The following is a 17,985-nucleotide window of genomic DNA, read 5'->3' as shown; positions in this document are numbered from 1 at the left end:
GATGCGTCGGCGAGAGCGTGCTCGTTTGCTGGCCCGAGCGTGACAACTGGCAGAATGTGAGCATGGCCTATGAGTTCGAGCGCACCCAACGTATTGCCGTACTCGGAGGAGGGCCTGGAGGCTACGAGGCCGCACTGGCCGGCGCGCAGCTCGGTGCAGAGGTCACGCTCATCGAGCGTGCCGGTGTCGGCGGTGCAGCGGTGCTCACCGACGTGGTGCCGTCGAAGTCCCTCATCGCGACCGCAGAGGCCTCGAACGCCGTCAAGGAGGCCGCCGACCTCGGCGTGCAGTTCTTCGCGAAGGGCGACTCCGAGAAGGCCGTGAAGCCCAACGTCGCGATCAACCTCGCCGCCGTGAACAAGCGGCTGCTCGGCCTCGCCGCCCAGCAGTCCGAAGACATGCGTTCGAACCTCATCGAGGCCGGCGTGCACCTCGTGCAGGGCGAGGGCCGCCTCGACGGACCGAACGCGGTCATCGTCTCGACCGCGAAGGGCGGCACCGACTTCGACCGCATCGAGGCCGACACGCTCGTGATCTCGGTCGGCGCCTCGCCGCGGGTGCTCCCGACGGCGGTCCCCGACGGCGAGCGCATCCTCACGTGGACCCAGCTCTACCACCTGCAGGTCGTGCCCGAGCATCTCATCGTGGTCGGGTCCGGCGTCACCGGTGCCGAGTTCGCCTCCGCATACCGGGCGCTCGGCGCGAAGGTCACGCTCATCTCGAGCCGCGACCAGGTGCTGCCGGGTGAAGACGTCGACGCGGCATCCGTGATCGAGAAGGTGTTCAAGCGCAACGGCATGAAGGTCATGAACAAATCGCGCGCCGAGTCCGTCGTGCGCGACGGCGACAGCGTCGTCGCGACGCTGACCGACGGCCGCGAGGTGCGCGGCAGCCACTGCCTCATGGCGGTCGGCTCGGTGCCGAACACCCTCGACCTCGGCCTCGAAGATGCTGGCGTGCAGCTCTCAGAGGGCGGCCACATCCGCGTGAATCGGGTCGCGCGCACCTCGATGCCGAACATCTACGCGGCCGGCGACTGCACCACGTTCCTGCCGCTCGCCTCGGTCGCCTCGATGCAGGGGCGCACCGCGGTGTTCCACGCGATGGGCGACGTCGTGAACCCGCCAGAGTTGCGCAACGTCACCTCGAACATCTTCACGCAGCCCGAGATCGCCACGGTCGGCTGGACCGAGAAGGAGATCGAGGAGGGCGTCGTGCCCGGCGTCGTCTACAAGCTGCCGCTGGCGTCGAACCCGCGCGCCAAGATGATGGGCATCCGCGACGGCTTCGTGAAGCTCTTCGCGTCGAGCGGTTCGGGCGCGATCATCGGCGGCGTCATCGTGGCGCCGAAGGCGTCCGAGCTCATCTTCCCGCTCGCGCTCGCCATCGAGCACCGGCTCACGGTCGACCAGTTCGCCGAGGCGTTCCCGGTCTATCCGTCGCTCAGCGGTTCGCTGACGGATGCCGCGCGTGCCATGCACGTCGTACGCTGAGGTAGCAGTGTCGCGGGGGCGGCGCGCCGTTCTCTGGGGGTAACGATGAACCTGCGAGTGAAATCGGTCGAATCGTCGATCGCCGACTCCCATGACGAGGAGCGGAGCCTGAAACGCTCGCTCGGCACCTGGGACCTCGCGCTGATGGGCATCGCGGTCGCCGTCGGCGCCGGCATCTTCTCGGTCGGCGCGCAGGCCGCTGCGAACTTCGCCGGGCCGAGCGTCATCGTCTCGTTCGTGCTCGCGGCAGTCACGTGCGGGCTCGCGATCATGTGCTACGCGGAGTTCGCCTCGACCGTGCCGGTCGCCGGCAGCGCATACACGTTCACCTACGCGACGATGGGGGAGCTCCTCGCCTGGATCATCGGCTGGGACCTCATCCTCGAGCTCTTCACCGCCGCAGCGGTGCTGGCGAAGTACTGGGGCGTCTACCTCGGCGAGGCGCTGCTCGCGTTCGGGCTGCCGTTCCCGTCGACGTTCCAGCTCGGCGGCATCGAGGTGAGCTGGCCCGCGTTCCTCATCGTGGCGGTGTTCACGGTGCTCCTCGTCGCCGGCACGAAGCTCACGGCGCGGGTCGGCGCGGTGTTCACGATCATCAAGGTCGCGATCGTGCTCTTCGTGATCGTGGTCGGGTTCTTCTTCGTCAAGGCGGCGAACTTCACGCCGTTCATCCCCGAGTCGGTGCCCACCGAGGGCGGCGCGACGGATGTCTGGACGCAGTCGCTGTTCTCCTGGATGACCGGTGCCGCGCCCGCGCAGTACGGCGTCTTCGGCATGCTCTCGGCAGCCGCGCTCGTGTTCTTCGCGTTCATCGGCTTCGACGTCGTCGCCACGAGCGCCGAAGAGGTGCGCGACCCGCAGAAGCGGTTGCCGCGCGGCATCTTTATCGGACTCGGCATCGTGACGCTGCTCTACGTGCTCGTGTCGATCGTCATGACGGGCATGGTCTCGTACACCGAACTCGCCGCCGAGGAGACGCCCTCGCTCGCGACCGCCTTCCGGCTCGTGGGGCAGGACTGGGCGTCGGCCGTGATCTCGCTCGGTGCGCTCGCCGGACTCACGACGGTGATCATGATCATCCTCCTCGGGCTCTCGCGCATCGTCTTCGCCCTCAGCCGCGACGGACTGCTGCCGCGATGGCTGTCGAAGACCACCGAACACACGAAGACCCCCGCGCGCATCCAGATCATCGCGGGCACCGTGGTCGCCTTCGTCGCCGCGTTCACCGATGTGGGACTCCTCGAGGAGATGATCAACATCGGCACGCTCTCGGCCTTCGTGCTCGTGAGCATCGGCGTCGTGGTGCTCCGCCGCACCCGTCCCGACCTGCAGCGCGGGTTCCGCGTGCCGTGGTCGCCCGTGCTGCCGATCCTCTCGGCGGCGCTCTGCGTCTGGCTCATGTTCAACCTGACGACGCTGACGTGGGTGCGATTCCTCGTCTGGCTCGCCATCGGGATCGTCATCTACCTGCTGTACGGCCGTCGTCGCTCGCGGCTCGGCCTCGAGCTGCGCGTGAGCGAGGTCGAGCTGCCCACTGCGCAGGGCGCAGAGCCGCCGCAGGGTTCCTGACGCCCCAGCGGCGACGCAGGGGCGACGAAGGACGTCGCTCCCTCGGGTGAGCGACGTACCTTGGCCGGTTGCGCCCGTGCGTCGTCGCGTCTCCAGCGCAACGATGTTGTCAACATCGTTGCGCGAGCATCCTCGTCCGCGGTACTGTCCGTTTGCAGCATCCGTCCGCCGGCCGGTCCCGCACATCGAGATCGCTGACGGCCACCTCAGACAACGACGTTCCAGGAGGCACGATGTACGACGACGAATCGACCCCGACCGCGAGCAGGGCGGGAGCGCTCACCCGTCGCACCCTCCTCGGCGTCGGTGCCGCCGGTGCCGCCGGCGTCCTCCTCACCGCGGGTGCGCGCCCCGGCGCCTTCGTGCCGGCCTCCTACAACCGCATGTGGGACACGATCGTGATCGGTGCGGGCGCCTCGGGTCTCGGCGCCGCACGCGTGCTCGCCGACGCCGGCAAGCGGGTGCTCGTGCTCGAGGCGCGTGATCGCATCGGCGGCCGCATGTGGACCGACCGCACGTCGATGGGCGTCCCGATCGAGCGCGGCGCGGAGCTCGTGCACGGCACCACGGTCTCCACGTGGGGGTTGATCGACCAGCTCGGCCTGTCGACGCGCCGCCAGACGTCGATCTTCGGGCGGCTCTCGCCCGAGACGCCGTGGATCGACGGCTTCACCTTCGAGAGCTGGCACTTCCCGCTCGGCGCTCCGTCGCTGCCCGGCGGGCTTCCCGACCCGGTCGACGGCGAGTCGGCGCTGGCGTGGCTCGAGCGGGTGGGCATCACCCCCGACAACTACCCGATCATGCTCGCCGCGGCCGAGGTCGACAGTGAGCAGTTCGACGTGCTGCCCGCCTGGTTCGTCGTCGACACCGTGGCCGCCTGCCTCGAGATGCAAGAGCTCTCGGGCCCGATGCCGCCCGAGGAGTACGGCGACTACCGGGTCATCGGCGGGTACAGCCAGGTGCTGCAGCCGCTCGCGGCCGGCCTTCCCCTGCTGCACGGCGCGCGAGTGCACACGGTCGAGCATCGGCCGGGCCGGGTCGACGTGCACTCGAGTGCCGGTTCGTTCAAGGCCAAGTCGCTCGTGGTCGCACTGCCCGGCGGTGTGCTGAAGCACGGCGACGTCACCTTCGACCCGCCGCTGCCCGCCGACAAGCGCGACGGTTTCCAGGAGATCGAGTACTTGCCGGTCTTCAAGGGCATCCTCGAGTTCGCCCACCCGGTGCTGCCGGCTGACCATCCGGTGCCGCAGGCGTGGGACATCATGACGACGTTCTCCAAGAACCCGCCCAGCCTCTGGAACGGCTCCGTCGGCACCCCCGGCTACGACGGCGAGGTCATCGTCGCGTGGATGACCGGGGGCAAGGCCCAGGATCTCCTCGACCTGCCCGAGGCCGAGCGGTTCCAGGCGGCGCTCGACAACATTCGCACAGCCGTCGGCGACCAGGGCCTGCAGTACGTCAGCGCCTCGACCTACGACTGGTCGAAGGACGAGTTCGCCAGAGGCGCCTACCCTGGTCCCTTCTCACGGCGCAGCGGTCTGAACGCCCCGATCGACGACACGATCTTCTGGGCGGGCATGGTGACGAGCACGATCCACTCGTCGCGGAACTCCGGCGTGGCTGCGGCGAACGCGACCCTCGCCGCGCTGGCGCTGCGCTGAACCGACCCCGCCGTACCCGTGATCGACCGAGCCCTCGCGGGTACGGCGGACCCTCTTGGACGTCCGAGGGCGACGTGTCGCCCTCGGACGGGCGCAGCTGCGCTGCCCACCGACCGTTCCACCGCACCACCGACCGCACCATTGCACCGTTGCACCACTGACCGATCCGATGCACCACGACATGCAGGAGGCAGTACCGATGCGCGACCATGAAGCGAACCGCCCCGCGAGCCCGGATCGCGGCGGCATCCTGACCCGGCGGAGCCTGCTCGCCGCAGGTGCCGCGGGCGCGGCGGGGCTCCTGCTCACCGCCGCGAAGCCCGCTCCGAACGACTGGCAGACCCGCACCTGGGACGCGATCGTGATCGGTGCCGGGGCCGCCGGCCTCGGGGCCGCGAGAACCCTCGCCGACGCTGGACGCAGTGTGCTCGTGCTCGAGGCGCGGGGGCGCATCGGCGGGCGCATGTGGACCGACCGCACGTCGATGTCGATCCCCATCGAGCGCGGCGCCGAGCTCGTGCACGGCAGCACCGTCTCGACGTGGCAGCTCATCGATCAACTCGGGCTGTCGACGCACCGGCAGACGAAGATCTTCGGCCGGCTTCGGCCCGGAACACCGTGGATCGATGCGTTCCACTACGAGACGTGGCAGTTCCCGCTCGGTGCGCCTTCCTTCCCGAACGGCTTGCCCGCCGCCACCGAAGGCGAGACCGCGCTGCACTGGCTGCAGCGTGTCGGCATCACGCCCGCCAACTACCCGATCATGCTCGCGGCGCTCGAGGTCGACACCGAGCAGTTCGACGTGCTGCCGGCCAAGGAGGCGGTGAAGACGGTCGAGAACGCGCTCAAGTACCAGGGTCTGAGCGGACCGATGCCGCCCGAGGAGTACGGCGACTACCGCGTCATCGGGGGCTACGACCAGGTGCTGCAGCCGCTCATCGCCGGTGTGCCGCTGCTCCTCAACGCCAGGGTGCACACCGTCGAGCACGCACCCGGTCGCGTCGAGGTGCACTCGAGCCAGGGCACCTACTCGGCGAGGTCCCTCGTCGTGGCGCTGCCCGGCGGTGTGCTGAAGCACGGGGACGTCGTGTTCGACCCGCCACTGCCTCCCGAGAAGAACAACGGGTTCCAGGCGATCAGCTACCTGCCCGTCTTCAAGGGCATCCTCGAGTTCGCGCACCCGGTGCTGCCCGTCGGGCACCCGGTTCCGCAGGGATGGGACATCCTCACGACGTTCTCGAAGAACCCGGCCGCCAACTGGAACGCCTCGGTCGGCACGCCCGGCTTCACCGGTGAGGTGGTCGTGTCGTGGATGACCGGCGGGAAGGCGCAGGAACTGCTCGACCTGCCCGAGTCGCAGCGCTTCGCCGCCGCGCTCGACAATCTCCGCACGGCGACCGGCGATCAGGGCCTGCAGTACACGAAGTCGTCGACCTACGACTGGTCGAAGGACCAGTTCGCGCGGGGTGCGTACCCCGGCCCCCTCTCGCGCTGGAACGCCAACGGCCTCTACGCGCCGGTCGACGACACCATCTTCTGGGCCGGCATGGTCACCAGCACGATCGCCTGGTCACGAGACACGGGCATCGACGCGGCGAACGCGGCGCTCACGGCACTGGCGGCGCGCTGACGAGTGAGGTGAACGACGAACCGCCGTGCAGTGCCGGACCCGGCACCGCACGGCGGTTCGCGTTGGTCGAAGTGTTCGCGCCTACGCGTCGACGATGGCGAGCAGCAGGTGGCCGCTCGAGACGGTGGCGCCGGCCTCGGCGTTGACCGTGCCGACGACGCCGTCCTTGTGGGCGAGGATCGGCTGCTCCATCTTCATGGCCTCGAGCACGAGCACGAGGTCGCCCTTGACGACCTTGTCGCCCTCTGCGACGGCGACCTTCACGATGGTCGCCTGCATGGGAGCCTTCACGGCGTCGCCCGTGCCGGTGTCGACGGCGTGGGATGCGGCGCGGCGGCGCGGCGCGGCACCGGCGGTGCTGGAGGCGGATGACCCGCCGCCGACGATCCGCTTCGGCAGCGTGACCTCGACCCGACGGCCCGCGACCTCGACGACGACGCTCATGCGCTCGGCGAGGCCCGCGTTGTCGGCGAGTTCTCCGGACCACGGCTCGAGCCGGTTGTCGTACTCGGTCTCGATCCAGCGCGTGTAGATCGAGAACGGCTCGTCGCCGGCGGGGGCGAAGGCCGGGTTGTTCACGATGTCGCGGTGGAAGGGGAGCACGGTCGGCAGGCCGGCGACCTCGAACTCGTCGAGGGCGCGGCGGGCGCGCTCGAGCGCGTCCTTGCGGTCGCGACCGGTGACGATGAGCTTGGCGAGGAGCGAGTCGAACGCCCCCGAGATCTCGTCGCCCGAGGTGACGCCGGAGTCGATGCGGATGCCGGGGCCGCCCGGGAAGCGGAGCTGGTGCACCGGGCCCGGCGCGGGCAGGAAGCCGCGACCCGGGTCTTCGCCGTTGATGCGGAACTCGATCGAGTGCCCGGTCGTGACGGGGTCGGCGTAGTCGAGCACGCCACCTTCGGCGAGGCGGAACTGCTCGCGCACGAGGTCGATGCCGGTGACCTCCTCGGAGACCGGGTGCTCGACCTGGAGGCGCGTGTTCACCTCGAGGAATGAGACGGTGCCGTCCTGGCCGATGAGGAACTCGCATGTACCGGCGCCGACGTAGCCCACCTCACGCAGGATCGCCTTCGAGGACTCGTAGAGCTGCGCGGTCTGCTCGTCGGTGAGGAAGGGCGCGGGGGCCTCCTCGACGAGCTTCTGGTGACGGCGCTGCAGCGAGCAGTCGCGAGTCGAGACGACGACGACGTTGCCGTGCGCATCGGCGAGGCACTGGGTCTCGACGTGGCGCGGCTTGTCGAGGTACTTCTCGACGAAGCACTCGCCACGGCCGAACGCCGCGACGGCCTCGCGGGTGGCCGACTCGAAGAGCTCGGGCACTTCGTCGCGGGTGCGGGCGACCTTGAGGCCGCGGCCGCCGCCGCCGAAGGCGGCCTTGATCGCGACGGGCAGGCCGTGCACGTCGACGAAGTCGAGCACCTCCGAGGCATCTGCCACGGGGTTGAGCGTGCCGGGCGCGAGCGGTGCGCCGACCTTCTCGGCGACATGGCGCGCGGAGACCTTGTCGCCGAGTCGCTCGATCGCCTCGGGCGAGGGGCCGATCCAGATGAGGCCGGCGTCGATCACGGCGCGGGCGAAGTCGGGGTTCTCTGCGAGGAAGCCGTAGCCGGGGTGCACGGCGTCGGCGCCGGAACGGCGGGCGACCGAGAGGATCTTGTCGATCACGAGGTAGGTGTCGGCGCTCGTGGTGCCGTCGAGGGCGTACGCCTCATCGGCGAGCTTCACGTGCCGCGCGTCGCGGTCCTGGTCGGCGTAGACGGCGACGGAACCGAGACCGGCGTCACGGGCGGCCCGGATGACGCGGACGGCGATCTCGCCACGGTTGGCGATGAGGACCTTGGAGATGCGCGGCATAATGCTCAAGCCTATTGCGCGCGCCGGTCGGCTCTTTGGGCGCCTTCCACAAAAAGAGCGGATGTCTCTTGCGGAGACCGACAATCGACCTGCGGGCTCACTCCGCGGAAGGCCGGCGATTCCAGAGCGAGGGCCATGCCACGCCGAGCTCGCGCACGAGGTCGCGGAGCGTCGAGAGCGAGAGGCCGACGACCGTCGACGGGTCGCCCTCGACGCGGCGGATGAAGGGCCCGCCGAGGCTGTCGATCGTGAAGGCGCCGGCGACGAGCAGCGGCTCTCCGCTGGCGACGTAGGCGTCGATCTCGGTCTCGTCGAGCGCCGCGAAGCGCACGGTCGCGACATCCGCTCGCCCCACGGCCCCGTTCACCCGACCGCCGCGATGGTCGATCAGCCAGTGGCCCGACCACAGCTCGCCGTGCCCGCCGTTCTGGGCGAGCCAGCGCTGCTTCGCGACCTCGGGCAGGTGCGGCTTGCCGTGGATCGAGCCGCCGGTGAGGAACGCCGAGTCGCCGCCGAGGATGAGCCCGTCGATCGGCTCGCCGCCCGGCTCCGCCCCGACGAGCGCCTCGGCCTTCGCCTGCGCGAGCAGCTGCACCATCTCCCTCGCGGCGAGCGGGCCGGACTCGGCCTCGCGTGCGGCGACCACCGCCTCCTCGTCGACGCCGGGCGGCGCCGCGATCGGCTCGATGCCGGCCGCGCGAAGGGTCTGCAACCGGGCGGGGGAGGTCGAGGCGAGATAGAGGCGCATGGGTCCATCCTGCCCGCCGGCGCGTCGCTGTGGAATGCTCGATGCATGCCAGAGAACCGACGACCACGTCGAAGCGGCGGGCGCAAGCCCTCGCGATCGCCCCGCCCCGCCCCGAAGCCGCCGGCCACCGACGGCCCCGTGATCGAGCTCGAGGTCGAGCGGGTCGCGCACGGCGGCGTGTTCGTCGCCCGGCACGAGGGACGCGTCGTGTTCGTCGCCGACGCGATCCCTGGGGAGCGCGTCGCCGCCCGGGTCAGCGACCAGGGCAAGGAGAAGTTCTGGCGAGCGGAGACCGTGGAGGTGCTCGAGGCGTCGCCCGACCGCCGCGAGCACGTGTGGGCCGAGGCATCCGTCGACCGTGCGCCCGAGCTGCGGCCCGGCGGCGCCGAGTTCGGCCACATCGTCATGGCGCGGCAGCGCGGACTGAAGGGCGAGGTGCTCCGCGAGGCGCTCTCCCGCATGGCGGGCGTCGAGGTCGCCGTCGAGGTCGCCCCGGTCGATCCAGGGCTCGCCCCGGGCGTCTCGAGCGACGACGGCACCGGTTGGCGCACCCGGATGCGCCTGCACGTCGGCCCGGATGGCCGTGTCGGGCCCTACGCGGCCCGGAGCCACACGATCGTGCCCGTGGCATCCGTTCCCCTCGCCGTGCCCGAACTGGCCGCGCTCGCGCCGCTCGGCGACCGTTTCCCGGGCGCCGTCGCGATCGACCTGGTCGCCCCGAGTGCCGGCGACCCCGCCATCGTCATGGTCGAGGGCGACCGCCCGAAGCGCGGCGCGCGTCCGACGATCGAGGAGCGCGTGGGCGAGCGCAGCTTCCGGCTCGACCGCGACGGCTTCTGGCAGGTGCATCGGGGTGCGGCGGAGACACTCACCCGGGCCGTGCAGGAGCTCGTCGACGGCGACCTCTTCGACCCCCGCGCGGCCAACCACGACCTCTACGGCGGGGTCGGGCTGCTCGCCGCCGCCGTCGGCGACCGCTTCGGCGAGACCGTGCGCATCACGACGGTCGAGTCCGACGCGCGTGCGACCGAGCACGCCGGAGCGAACCTGTCGGAGTGGCTCGGCGCACGGGCCGTGACCGCCCGCGTCGATCGGTACCTCGCAGAGCTCGAGGCCGACTCGAGCAGCGCCGATCGTGCTCGCCTCCGCGACGCGACGATCGTGCTCGACCCGCCGCGCTCCGGCGCTGGGCGCGAGGTCGTCGAACGGCTCGCGGAGCTGCGGCCGCGGCAGCTCGTCTACGTCGCCTGCGACCCCGTCGCCTTCGCCCGAGACGTCGGCCTGTTCCGCGAACGCGGCTACGAGCTCGACGAGCTGCGCGCCTACGACCTCTTCCCGAACACCCACCACGTCGAAGCGGTCGCCCGCCTCCGCGCTATCGTGTGAACGTGGAAGAGGGGGACGCCGTGGCTGCGCTGCCGACACGGGAATCGGATGCCGCTGCGACGGTCGCGATCGTCGACGACCACGAGGCGGTGCGACTGGGCCTGCGGGCGGCGTGCCGCGACGCGGGCTACGACGTGGTGGTCGACGCGGCGAGCGTGCCGGAGCTGCTCGAGGGCCTCGCCGGTCGCGCGTGCGACGTGGTCGTGCTCGACCTCTCGCTCGGCGACGGTTCCTCGGTGACCGAGAATGTGCGGGCCGTGCTCGCCACCGGCAGCGCCGTGCTCGTGCACAGCATCGCCGACCGCGTCGCGGCGGTGCGCGAGTCGCTCGCGGCAGGTGCCGCCGGTGTGATCCCGAAGGCCTCGCCGATGTCCGCCGTGATCAGCGCGATCGCCACGGTCGCGCGGGGCGAGGTGCTCAACAACGTCGAGTGGGCGAGCGCCATCGAGGCCGATCGCGACTTCGCGAAGGCGCAGCTCGGCCGCCGCGAGCACGACGTGCTGCACCTGTACGCCTCGGGGCTCCCGCTGAAGCTCGTCGCGGCCCAGCTCGGCATCGCGCACTCGACGGCCCGCGAGTACCTCGACCGCGTTCGGGCGAAGTACATCGAGGTGGGCCGCCCGGCGCCGACGAAGGTCGACCTGCTGCGTCGCGCCGTCGAAGACGGGATCCTCCCCGGGCTCGACGATGGTGGAGATGCCCGCCGTTGACTGGCGGGTGACGCGACTCTCGCGTCGCCGCTCCACGGTGACCCGCGCCCAGGTCGAGACCGTCGTGGGCCGTGCGCTCGGCCTGTTCGGGCTCGTGTTCGGAGCCCAGACCGTTCCGATGGCACTGGAGCAGGTCGGCGCGCTCATGCCCGGCGCCGGCGCCGCGCTCATGGCCGTCATGTACGGCGCGATCGTCGGGCTCGCGGTCGCGACCGTCACGAAGGTCGCGGTGCGCACGGCGTGCCTCGCCTTCGCACTGCTGTATGCGCTCGCCCTCCTGGCATGGCCGTTCCTCGTCGACGACCCGGCGGCCCTCGGCGGCGCCGCGCCGTGGCTCTACTACCTGTGCACCGTCGCCACCACGGCTGCGGTCGTCGCGGTGCCGCCGGCCTGGGCGGCCGTGTACACGCTCGTCGTGCCGGCGGGGTACGGCGTGATCCGGTTCCTGCCCGCCGGCGGTGCCGCCGGACCGCTGCTCGCGGTGCTCGACGCGATGTACGCCGTCGTGCTGGGCGTCGTCGTGCTCGTCATCGTGACGATGCTGCGCCAGGCCGCCGGAGCGGTCGACAGCGCTCAGGAGGCGGCGCTCGAACGCTACGACGTGGCCGCGCGCCTGCACGCGAACGAGATCGAGCGGGTCAAGGTCGACGCGCTCGTGCACGACAGCGTGCTGACCACCCTGCTCTCGGCGGCAGCGGCGACGACGCCCGACCAGCAGCAGCTCGCGGCGCGGATGGCCCGCGACGCCGTGCACCGACTCGACGAGGCCGGCGCCACCGGGCCCCGGGCACTCGACCGGGTCGGGCTCCCCGTGCTGGTGCGACGGCTGCGCGCCGCGCTCACCACGTTCACCACGCCGTTCACGGTGCGGGTCGTGAACGCCGGCGGCGTCGAGTTGCCGGTCGAAGCCGTCGAGGCCCTGTACGCGGCGGCCGTGCAGGCCATGGTCAACAGCCTGCAGCACGCCGACGAGCCGGGCCTTTCCACGAGGCGCGAGCTCCGCATCAGGGGAGTGCGCGCGGGCGGTTGCGTCATCGAGATCGCCGACAGCGGGCGCGGGTTCGTCATCGAGCAGGTGCCCGCCGAGCGCCTCGGCCTGCGCGTCTCGATCGAGGAGCGCATGGTCAACGCGGGCGGTGCTGCGCACGTCGAGTCGCGCATCGGACACGGGACGACGGTCACCCTCGCGTGGCCGCAGGGGGCTGGTGGCGGCGCATGATCTCCATACCCCGCTGGCTGCTGCTCGTGCTGGGCGCCTTGTTCTCGGCCTATCACGTCGTGCTCGGCGTCTACTCCCTGGGCCAGGCGGCCTCGCCGTGGCCCGCGGTCGTCGCGCTGCTGCTCTACTCGACGGCCACGACGCTGAGCCTCTGGCCCGCGAAGCGTGTGCGCATGCCCGACTGGCTCGCGGCGTTCGACCTCGCCGTCTCCATCGTGATGCCGCTGCTGGTGACGAGCCAGCTCGACCCCGCCGCCGAGAACGGGTACGCCACGTGGTACGTCGCCGCGGTCGGCACCCTCATGACCATCGCCGCGGCGCGCCGCCAGCTGACGGCGGCGTGGCTCGGCGTCATCGCGCTGGCCGTGCAGAGCATCGTCTGGGCGGGGCCGTTCTCCCTCGGCGGGCTCGGCGTGATCGGCAGCATCGTCTGGGTGGCCATCGCGCACATGCTGACGAGCGCGCTGACGAGTGCCGCGCGCGAGACGCGGCGCTACGCGCAGGCGGAGCGGGAGGCCGCAGCCTGGCAGGCCGCACAGGACGCGCACCTGTTCGAGGGCCGTATGCGCCTGGCCCACACGAATCGACTCGCGGCGCCGATGCTGCGACGCATCGCGGATCGGGGCGGCGCGCTCACCGCGGCGCAGCAGGCCGAGTGCCGAATGCTGGAAGCGGCCATCCGCGACGAGATCCGCGGCCGCATGCTGTTGACCGATGCGGTGCGGTTCGAGGTGCAGCGCGCCCGCGGCATCACGGTCACCCTCCTCGATGAGGGCGGAATCGACGATCTCGACGAGGCGACGCGGAACCGGGTGCTCTCGCGTCTGGCCGACGCGGTCGCGGGCTCGTCGGCCGATCGGATCATCGTCCGCACGGCGGCCGAGGCGTCGTCCGTGGCGGTCACGGTCGTGGGGCTTCGGGAGTCGGTCGGCTCGGCGGCGGACACCGACGAGGCCGAGGTCGAGCTGTGGCTGGAGATCCCGCGGAAGCTCTGAACAGGGCAGGGAGCGAACGCGGCCGGACATGAAGGTGGGGGGCCGATCCGAGATCGGCCCCCCATCAAGCCCGAGTCACCGCGACAACCCGAATGTCGCCCTGACTCGCCCCCAACTGCCATCGGTTACCCGACCGATGACGGTGGCGACTCCTGTGGAGCCTGCACTGTCCATATTGGTGCACGATCCGAAATCCGCACAGTCATCATTTCGGGGGACAAGATGTGTCCCCCTTTCTCCGAATCCTCGACGTTCCGGGTGCAGAACACGAAGGAGCGCTGCCCGGCCATCGGATTTCGGGGGACATCCGGTCAGGCTCCGGTGCGCACCCAGCGGCCGGGGCCGACCACGAGCGGCCGGCGCATGGCGCCACCGCTGCGGACCCAGGCGCTGCGGCCCGGGTCGACGGATGCCTCGGCCGCCGTCTGCTCGTCGAGGGCCGCGAGCAGCACGGCCGTGACCGCTGCGGCGTCTTCGGGCGTGACCACTCGGGTCTCGAAGCGCAGCGCGTCGGCGCGGTCGTCGATGTCGTCGCTCATGTCGTCCGCCCCTACAGGGGGATGTTCCCGTGCTTCTTGGCCGGCAGGCTCGCGCGCTTCGTGCGGAGCGCCCGGAGTGCCTTCACGACGGCCACGCGGGTCGCCGCGGGCTCGATCACGCCGTCGAGTTCACCGCGCTCGGCGGCGAGGAACGGCGAGGCGACGTTGTACGTGTACTCGTTGGCGAGCTTCGTGCGCACGGCCGCGACGTCTTCGCCGGCCTCCTCTGCACGCTTGATCTCACCGCGGTAGAGGATGTTCACGGCGCCCTGGCCGCCCATGACGGCGATCTCGGCGGTCGGCCAGGCGAGGTTGATGTCGGCGCCGAGCTGCTTGGAGCCCATGACGATGTAGGCGCCGCCGTAGGCCTTGCGCGTGATGACCGTGACGAGCGGCACGGTGGCCTCGGCGTAGGCGTAGAGCAGCTTCGCGCCGCGTCGGATGACGCCGGTCCACTCCTGGTCGGTGCCGGGGAGGTAGCCCGGCACGTCGACGAGGGTCAGGATCGGGATCGAGAACGCGTCGCAGAAGCGCACGAAGCGCGAGGCCTTCTCGCCGGCCGCGATGTTCAGCGTGCCCGCCATCTGGCTCGGCTGGTTGGCGATGATGCCGACCGAGCGGCCCTCGATGCGGGCGAAGCCCACGACGATGTTCGGGGCGAACAGGGGCTGCACCTCGAGGAAGTCCGCGTGGTCGACGATGCCCTCGATGACCGAGTGCATGTCGTAGGGCTGGTTCGGCGAATCGGGGATGACGGTGTTCAGTCGCCGGTCGTCATCGGTGATCTCGAGTTCGGCCTCGGCGTCGTACACCGGGGCATCCGTCATGTTGTTGTCGGGGAGGAACGAGATGAGCGTGCGCGCGTAGTCGAGCGCATCGGACTCGTCGCTCGCGAGGTAGTGCGCCACGCCCGAGACGGTGTTGTGGGTGAGCGCGCCGCCGAGCTCCTCCATGCCGACGTCCTCACCGGTGACGGTCTTGATGACGTCGGGGCCGGTGACGAACATCTGGCTGGTCTTGTCGACCATGATCACGAAGTCGGTGAGGGCGGGGGAGTACACCGCGCCGCCGGCGGCAGGGCCGCAGACGATCGAGATCTGCGGGATGACGCCGGACGCCTGGGTGTTGCGGCGGAAGATCTCGCCGTACTTGCCGAGGGCGACGACGCCCTCCTGGATGCGGGCTCCGCCCGAGTCGAGGATGCCGATGATCGGCACGCCCGTCTTCAGCGCGAGCTCCATGACCTTGATGATCTTCTCGCCCGCGACCTCGCCGAGCGAGCCGCCGAAGATCGTGAAGTCCTGCGAGTACACGGCCACCTGGCGGCCGTGGATGGTGCCGGTGCCCGTGACGACGGCGTCGCCGTAGGGGCGCTTGCCCTCCATGCCGAACGCGTGCGTGCGGTGCCGCACGAACTCGTCGAGCTCGACGAACGAGCCGGGGTCGAGCAGCTCGGCGATGCGCTCGCGCGCCGTCATCTTGCCTTTGGCGTGCTGCTTCTCGATCGCCGCCTCACCCGACGCCGTCACGGCTTCGTGGTAGCGCAGCTTGAGGTCGGCGAGCTTGCCGGCGGTCGTGGAGAGGTCGGGGCCGTCAGTCGCTTCGGTCACGCCGTTCACTCTACCGCTGAGCACTTGGCCGACTTCCTTGACGGATTCCTACAAAAACAGCCGCGCCTCTGGTGGCAATCGCCATGCGCGTGGGCTCGCGCACGGCTGGGTAGGGTGATCGCATGGATTGGGAGCGATCGCGCGCGGCGGTGCCGCGGTTCGAGTTCCGCGACGAGGTCGGATCGACGAACGACGAGCTGCGTGCGGCCGCGAGCGGTCCGGATGCCGCGGAGTGGGGCCACGGTGCCGTGCTCGTCACCGACAACCAGACGCACGGGCGAGGCCGTCTCGGCCGGGTCTGGCTGGCCCCCACGGGCAAGACCCTCGCGATCTCGGTGCTCCTGCGCCCCGAACTCGACGGCGGTGCGCCGCTGCCGCCCGACGCATACGGCTGGATCCCGCTCATCGCGGGCGCGGCGATGACCGAGGCGGTGCGTCGTGCCGTCGAGCTGCACGTGCCGCCGGGCACAACGGACGCGACGGCGGGTTCGATGCCGTCGCCGGCGGAGCAGCAGGGGCCTGCGGCATCCGCTCGCCCGAGCCGTCGGCGTCTCCGTGCCGAGGAGGCCGAAGGACCCGACGGCAGCGGCGGGGTCGACGTCGAGCTCAAGTGGCCGAACGACGTGCTCGTGTCGGGCTACAAGATCTGCGGCATCCTCTCCGAACTGCTGCCCGACTCCGGGGCGGTCATCGTGGGCGCCGGCCTCAACCTCACCCTCGACGAACACGACCTGCCCACGTTGACCTCCACGTCGCTGCTGCTCGTCACCGGCGCGCAGCCCGATGCCGACGCGGTGCTCGCCGACTACCTCGGCACGTTCCTCGAGATGTTCGGCGCCTTCGTGGCGTCGGGGGCGGATGCCGTGGCGAGCGGCGTCGCCGCCCGGGTCGCCGAGCTCTGCGGCACGATCGGCAGCGAGGTGCGCGTCGAACTGCCGGGCGACCGAGAGCTCCTCGGGCACGCGGAGCGCCTCGACGACGACGGCCGACTCGTGGTGATCGACCGTGAGAACGGCGAGCCGTGGTCTGTCGCCGCAGGAGACGTGACGCACCTGCGGTATTAATGGCGTATGAGCCCTGCCGTGACACCCGAGTCGGTCGTGCCGGCGGCGCAGCCGCCCGAGCGCGTCGTCGCGAGGGTGCGACGGCACGCCCGAGTGCTGATCCTTCCCGCGATCCTGCTCATCGCGGTCGCCGGTGCGGCCGCCTACGGCGCGAGCGTCGTCCCTGAGACCTGGCAGGTGCTCGCGGTCATCGGCGGGGCGCTGCTCGTCGTGCTGCTCGGCTCGTTCCTGCCGTTCCTCGCCTGGCTCACGCGGCGCACGACGATCACGACCCGGCGGGTCATCGGCCGGAGCGGCATCTGGGTGCGCGTGCGGCAGGAGATGCTGCTGAGTCGCGGTCGCGACGTCACCGTGCGCCGAACCTGGGGCCAGGGCGCCTTCGGATCGGGCGACGTGCAGATCGACACGGGCCACGAGAAGCCGTTCGTGCTGAAGGACGTGCCGAAGCCCGAGCTCGTGCAGGGCGCGCTGCAGGAGCTCATGGGCGAGGAGCAGTCGCGCGTCGCCGAGCGTCGACGCGCCGAGCAGACGATGCTCGACGGCGACACCGTGGCCTGGGGCGGACGCTGAACCTGAGCGATCGTGCAGCGGGACGTCGGGAAAGGACGTAACGTGGACAGGTGGTCTCGCGTCGCCCGAGCGCGAGCCGCACGATGAAGGGTTTCTCTTGGCCGACGAATGCAAACACGGTTTCGATGACGGCCTCTGCGCCATCTGCTTCCCCCCGCCCGAACCCGAGGCGAAGCCCGCGCCCGCCCCGGTGCCCCGATCGGCTCGGTCGACGACCACGCGCAGCGGCCGACCCCCGGCGCGAGTGCCCGGTGCCTCGCGCCCGACGATCGCGTCGGACGCACCGCGCCTCGACCTGAAGGCGATGCGCATCTACCACGTGACGCACATCGACAACCTGCCGCCCATCCTCGACGCCGGTGCACTCCTCGCCGACGCCGCTGGAGCGGCTCCGGTGGTCGACCTGGCCGCACCTCACGCCCGTGAGTATCGGCGGGGTGCCGCGATCGACGGCACCGATGCCGTCGTCGCCGACTACGTGCCGTTCCTGCTCACGACCGATGCGCACGTCTGGAACGCCGTGCGCACCGCAACGCCCGACCCGCGTCTCGGCGAGGACGCGGTCAAGCGTGCACCGGCCGACTTCGTCATCTTCGTCAGCTCCCTCACGAGCGCCCAGGCCGGCAAGGCCGAGGTGGCCGGCACGATCGTCGTCAGCGAGTCGGATGCCGCGGTCACCGGCGCAGCCGTCGCGACCGAGTGGGCCGACGTGCAGCGACTGCTGCAGCGCCTGCACCGCGATGAAGAGGGTGCGGGCCTCGACGGCGCCGAGCTGCTCGTGCGCGAGTGCCTTCCGCTCGACGATGTCGCGCTCATCGCCGTGGCCAACGAGCCCGTGCGCGACCGGGTGCGGGCCGAGCTCGCCGGTGCGGGCGTGCGTGCCCGCGTCGCGGTGTACCCGCCCTGGTTCCAGCCGACCGCCGAGTCCGCGGAGTAG

At 71.0% G+C, this 17,985-nt stretch carries 15 protein-coding genes; 11 read left to right on the top strand and 4 right to left on the bottom strand.

Translation table 11 applies throughout. From position 1 onward, the window contains the following. Window positions 1-62 precede the first annotated feature (62 nt). The 4 genes from BJY17_RS06575 to BJY17_RS06560 all read left to right on the top strand — a co-directional run bounded on the left by BJY17_RS06575 (window position 63) and on the right by BJY17_RS06560 (window position 6,353). A complete protein-coding gene (locus BJY17_RS06575; protein WP_179550654.1) occupies window positions 63-1,493 on the top strand; it encodes an NAD(P)H-quinone dehydrogenase in 1,431 nt (476 codons plus the stop codon). Between the two features lie 45 nt (window positions 1,494-1,538). Then, on the top strand, window positions 1,539-3,062 hold the full coding sequence (locus BJY17_RS06570; protein ID WP_179550653.1) for an APC family permease: 1,524 nt from the start codon (window positions 1,539-1,541) through the stop codon (window positions 3,060-3,062). 233 nt (window positions 3,063-3,295) lie between these two features. Beyond that, window positions 3,296-4,723: a flavin monoamine oxidase family protein gene (locus BJY17_RS06565; protein ID WP_179550652.1), complete on the top strand. Its 1,428-nt coding sequence runs from the start codon at window positions 3,296-3,298 to the stop codon at window positions 4,721-4,723. Window positions 4,724-4,922: 199 nt separating this feature from the next. Further along, on the top strand, window positions 4,923-6,353 hold the full coding sequence (locus BJY17_RS06560) for a flavin monoamine oxidase family protein (RefSeq protein ID WP_179550651.1): 1,431 nt from the start codon (window positions 4,923-4,925) through the stop codon (window positions 6,351-6,353). Between the two features lie 81 nt (window positions 6,354-6,434). Here BJY17_RS06560 and BJY17_RS06555 read toward each other — a convergent pair whose 3' ends face one another. Further along, window positions 6,435-8,207, bottom strand: coding sequence for an acetyl/propionyl/methylcrotonyl-CoA carboxylase subunit alpha (locus BJY17_RS06555; protein ID WP_179550650.1), 1,773 nt, complete (start codon window positions 8,205-8,207; stop codon window positions 6,435-6,437). Window positions 8,208-8,304: 97 nt separating this feature from the next. Further along, window positions 8,305-8,955 (bottom strand): Maf family protein, encoded by a 651-nt coding sequence (locus tag BJY17_RS06550; RefSeq protein ID WP_179550649.1) that lies wholly within the window; start codon window positions 8,953-8,955, stop codon window positions 8,305-8,307. 45 nt (window positions 8,956-9,000) lie between these two features. On the opposite strand from BJY17_RS06550, the gene BJY17_RS06545 reads away from it, so the two are divergent. Genes BJY17_RS06545 through BJY17_RS06530 form a run of 4 tightly spaced genes read left to right on the top strand, consistent with a single transcriptional unit; the run spans window position 9,001 to window position 13,265 of the window. Then, window positions 9,001-10,341 carry a class I SAM-dependent RNA methyltransferase gene (locus BJY17_RS06545; RefSeq protein ID WP_179550648.1) on the top strand — a complete coding sequence of 447 codons (1,341 nt, stop codon included), beginning with the start codon at window positions 9,001-9,003 and terminating at the stop codon, window positions 10,339-10,341. Between the two features lie 2 nt (window positions 10,342-10,343). Then, window positions 10,344-11,051 (top strand): response regulator transcription factor, encoded by a 708-nt coding sequence (locus tag BJY17_RS06540; RefSeq protein ID WP_322789766.1) that lies wholly within the window; start codon window positions 10,344-10,346, stop codon window positions 11,049-11,051. Beyond that, window positions 11,038-12,270, top strand: a complete 1,233-nt coding sequence (locus tag BJY17_RS06535; RefSeq protein WP_179550647.1) for a sensor histidine kinase — start codon at window positions 11,038-11,040, stop codon at window positions 12,268-12,270. Before BJY17_RS06540 ends, BJY17_RS06535 begins: the two co-directional genes overlap by 14 nt. Further along, complete coding sequence (locus BJY17_RS06530; RefSeq protein ID WP_179550646.1) at window positions 12,267-13,265, top strand: hypothetical protein; 999 nt, start codon at window positions 12,267-12,269, stop codon at window positions 13,263-13,265. Before BJY17_RS06535 ends, BJY17_RS06530 begins: the two co-directional genes overlap by 4 nt. 311 nt (window positions 13,266-13,576) lie before the next feature. Here the strand turns inward: BJY17_RS06530 and BJY17_RS06525 are convergent, their stop codons facing one another. Next, window positions 13,577-13,804: an acyl-CoA carboxylase epsilon subunit gene (locus tag BJY17_RS06525; RefSeq protein ID WP_179550645.1), complete on the bottom strand. Its 228-nt coding sequence runs from the start codon at window positions 13,802-13,804 to the stop codon at window positions 13,577-13,579. A gap of 11 nt (window positions 13,805-13,815) precedes the next feature. Continuing rightward, a complete protein-coding gene (locus tag BJY17_RS06520; RefSeq protein ID WP_179550644.1) occupies window positions 13,816-15,414 on the bottom strand; it encodes an acyl-CoA carboxylase subunit beta in 1,599 nt (532 codons plus the stop codon). Between the two features lie 122 nt (window positions 15,415-15,536). Between BJY17_RS06520 and BJY17_RS06515 the strand changes: the two genes are divergently transcribed. The 3 genes from BJY17_RS06515 (at window position 15,537) to BJY17_RS06505 (ending at window position 17,985) form a co-directional block, all read left to right on the top strand. Further along, window positions 15,537-16,478: a biotin--[acetyl-CoA-carboxylase] ligase gene (locus BJY17_RS06515; protein WP_179550643.1), complete on the top strand. Its 942-nt coding sequence runs from the start codon at window positions 15,537-15,539 to the stop codon at window positions 16,476-16,478. Between the two features lie 6 nt (window positions 16,479-16,484). Next, window positions 16,485-17,048: a PH domain-containing protein gene (locus tag BJY17_RS06510; protein ID WP_179550642.1), complete on the top strand. Its 564-nt coding sequence runs from the start codon at window positions 16,485-16,487 to the stop codon at window positions 17,046-17,048. 244 nt (window positions 17,049-17,292) lie between these two features. Then, entirely contained in the window at window positions 17,293-17,985 is a 693-nt protein-coding gene (locus BJY17_RS06505) for a DarT ssDNA thymidine ADP-ribosyltransferase family protein (protein ID WP_179550641.1), read from the top strand.

It is taken from the genome of Agromyces hippuratus (assembly GCF_013410355.1).
In the GTDB taxonomy this organism is placed as follows: Bacteria; Actinomycetota; Actinomycetes; order Actinomycetales; family Microbacteriaceae; genus Agromyces; species Agromyces hippuratus.
The sequence above is the reverse complement of the archived record's forward strand: the minus strand, read 5'-3'. Positions and strand labels throughout refer to the sequence as shown.

Excerpts from the sequence above, each read along its gene's own strand:
- BJY17_RS06510 (WP_179550642.1), top strand. The coding sequence starts at position 16,485 with ATGAGCCCTGCCGTGACACCCGAGTCGGTCGTGCCGGCGGCGCAGCCG.
- BJY17_RS06525 (WP_179550645.1), bottom strand. The coding sequence starts at position 13,804 with ATGAGCGACGACATCGACGACCGCGCCGACGCGCTGCGCTTCGAGACC.
- BJY17_RS06555 (WP_179550650.1), bottom strand. The coding sequence starts at position 8,207 with ATGCCGCGCATCTCCAAGGTCCTCATCGCCAACCGTGGCGAGATCGCC.
- BJY17_RS06565 (WP_179550652.1), top strand. The coding sequence starts at position 3,296 with ATGTACGACGACGAATCGACCCCGACCGCGAGCAGGGCGGGAGCGCTC.
- BJY17_RS06570 (WP_179550653.1), top strand. The coding sequence starts at position 1,539 with ATGAACCTGCGAGTGAAATCGGTCGAATCGTCGATCGCCGACTCCCAT.
- BJY17_RS06530 (WP_179550646.1), top strand. The coding sequence starts at position 12,267 with ATGATCTCCATACCCCGCTGGCTGCTGCTCGTGCTGGGCGCCTTGTTC.
- BJY17_RS06575 (WP_179550654.1), top strand. The coding sequence starts at position 63 with ATGGCCTATGAGTTCGAGCGCACCCAACGTATTGCCGTACTCGGAGGA.
- BJY17_RS06515 (WP_179550643.1), top strand. The coding sequence starts at position 15,537 with ATGGATTGGGAGCGATCGCGCGCGGCGGTGCCGCGGTTCGAGTTCCGC.
- BJY17_RS06550 (WP_179550649.1), bottom strand. The coding sequence starts at position 8,955 with ATGCGCCTCTATCTCGCCTCGACCTCCCCCGCCCGGTTGCAGACCCTT.
- BJY17_RS06560 (WP_179550651.1), top strand. The coding sequence starts at position 4,923 with ATGCGCGACCATGAAGCGAACCGCCCCGCGAGCCCGGATCGCGGCGGC.
- BJY17_RS06545 (WP_179550648.1), top strand. The coding sequence starts at position 9,001 with ATGCCAGAGAACCGACGACCACGTCGAAGCGGCGGGCGCAAGCCCTCG.
- BJY17_RS06535 (WP_179550647.1), top strand. The coding sequence starts at position 11,038 with ATGCCCGCCGTTGACTGGCGGGTGACGCGACTCTCGCGTCGCCGCTCC.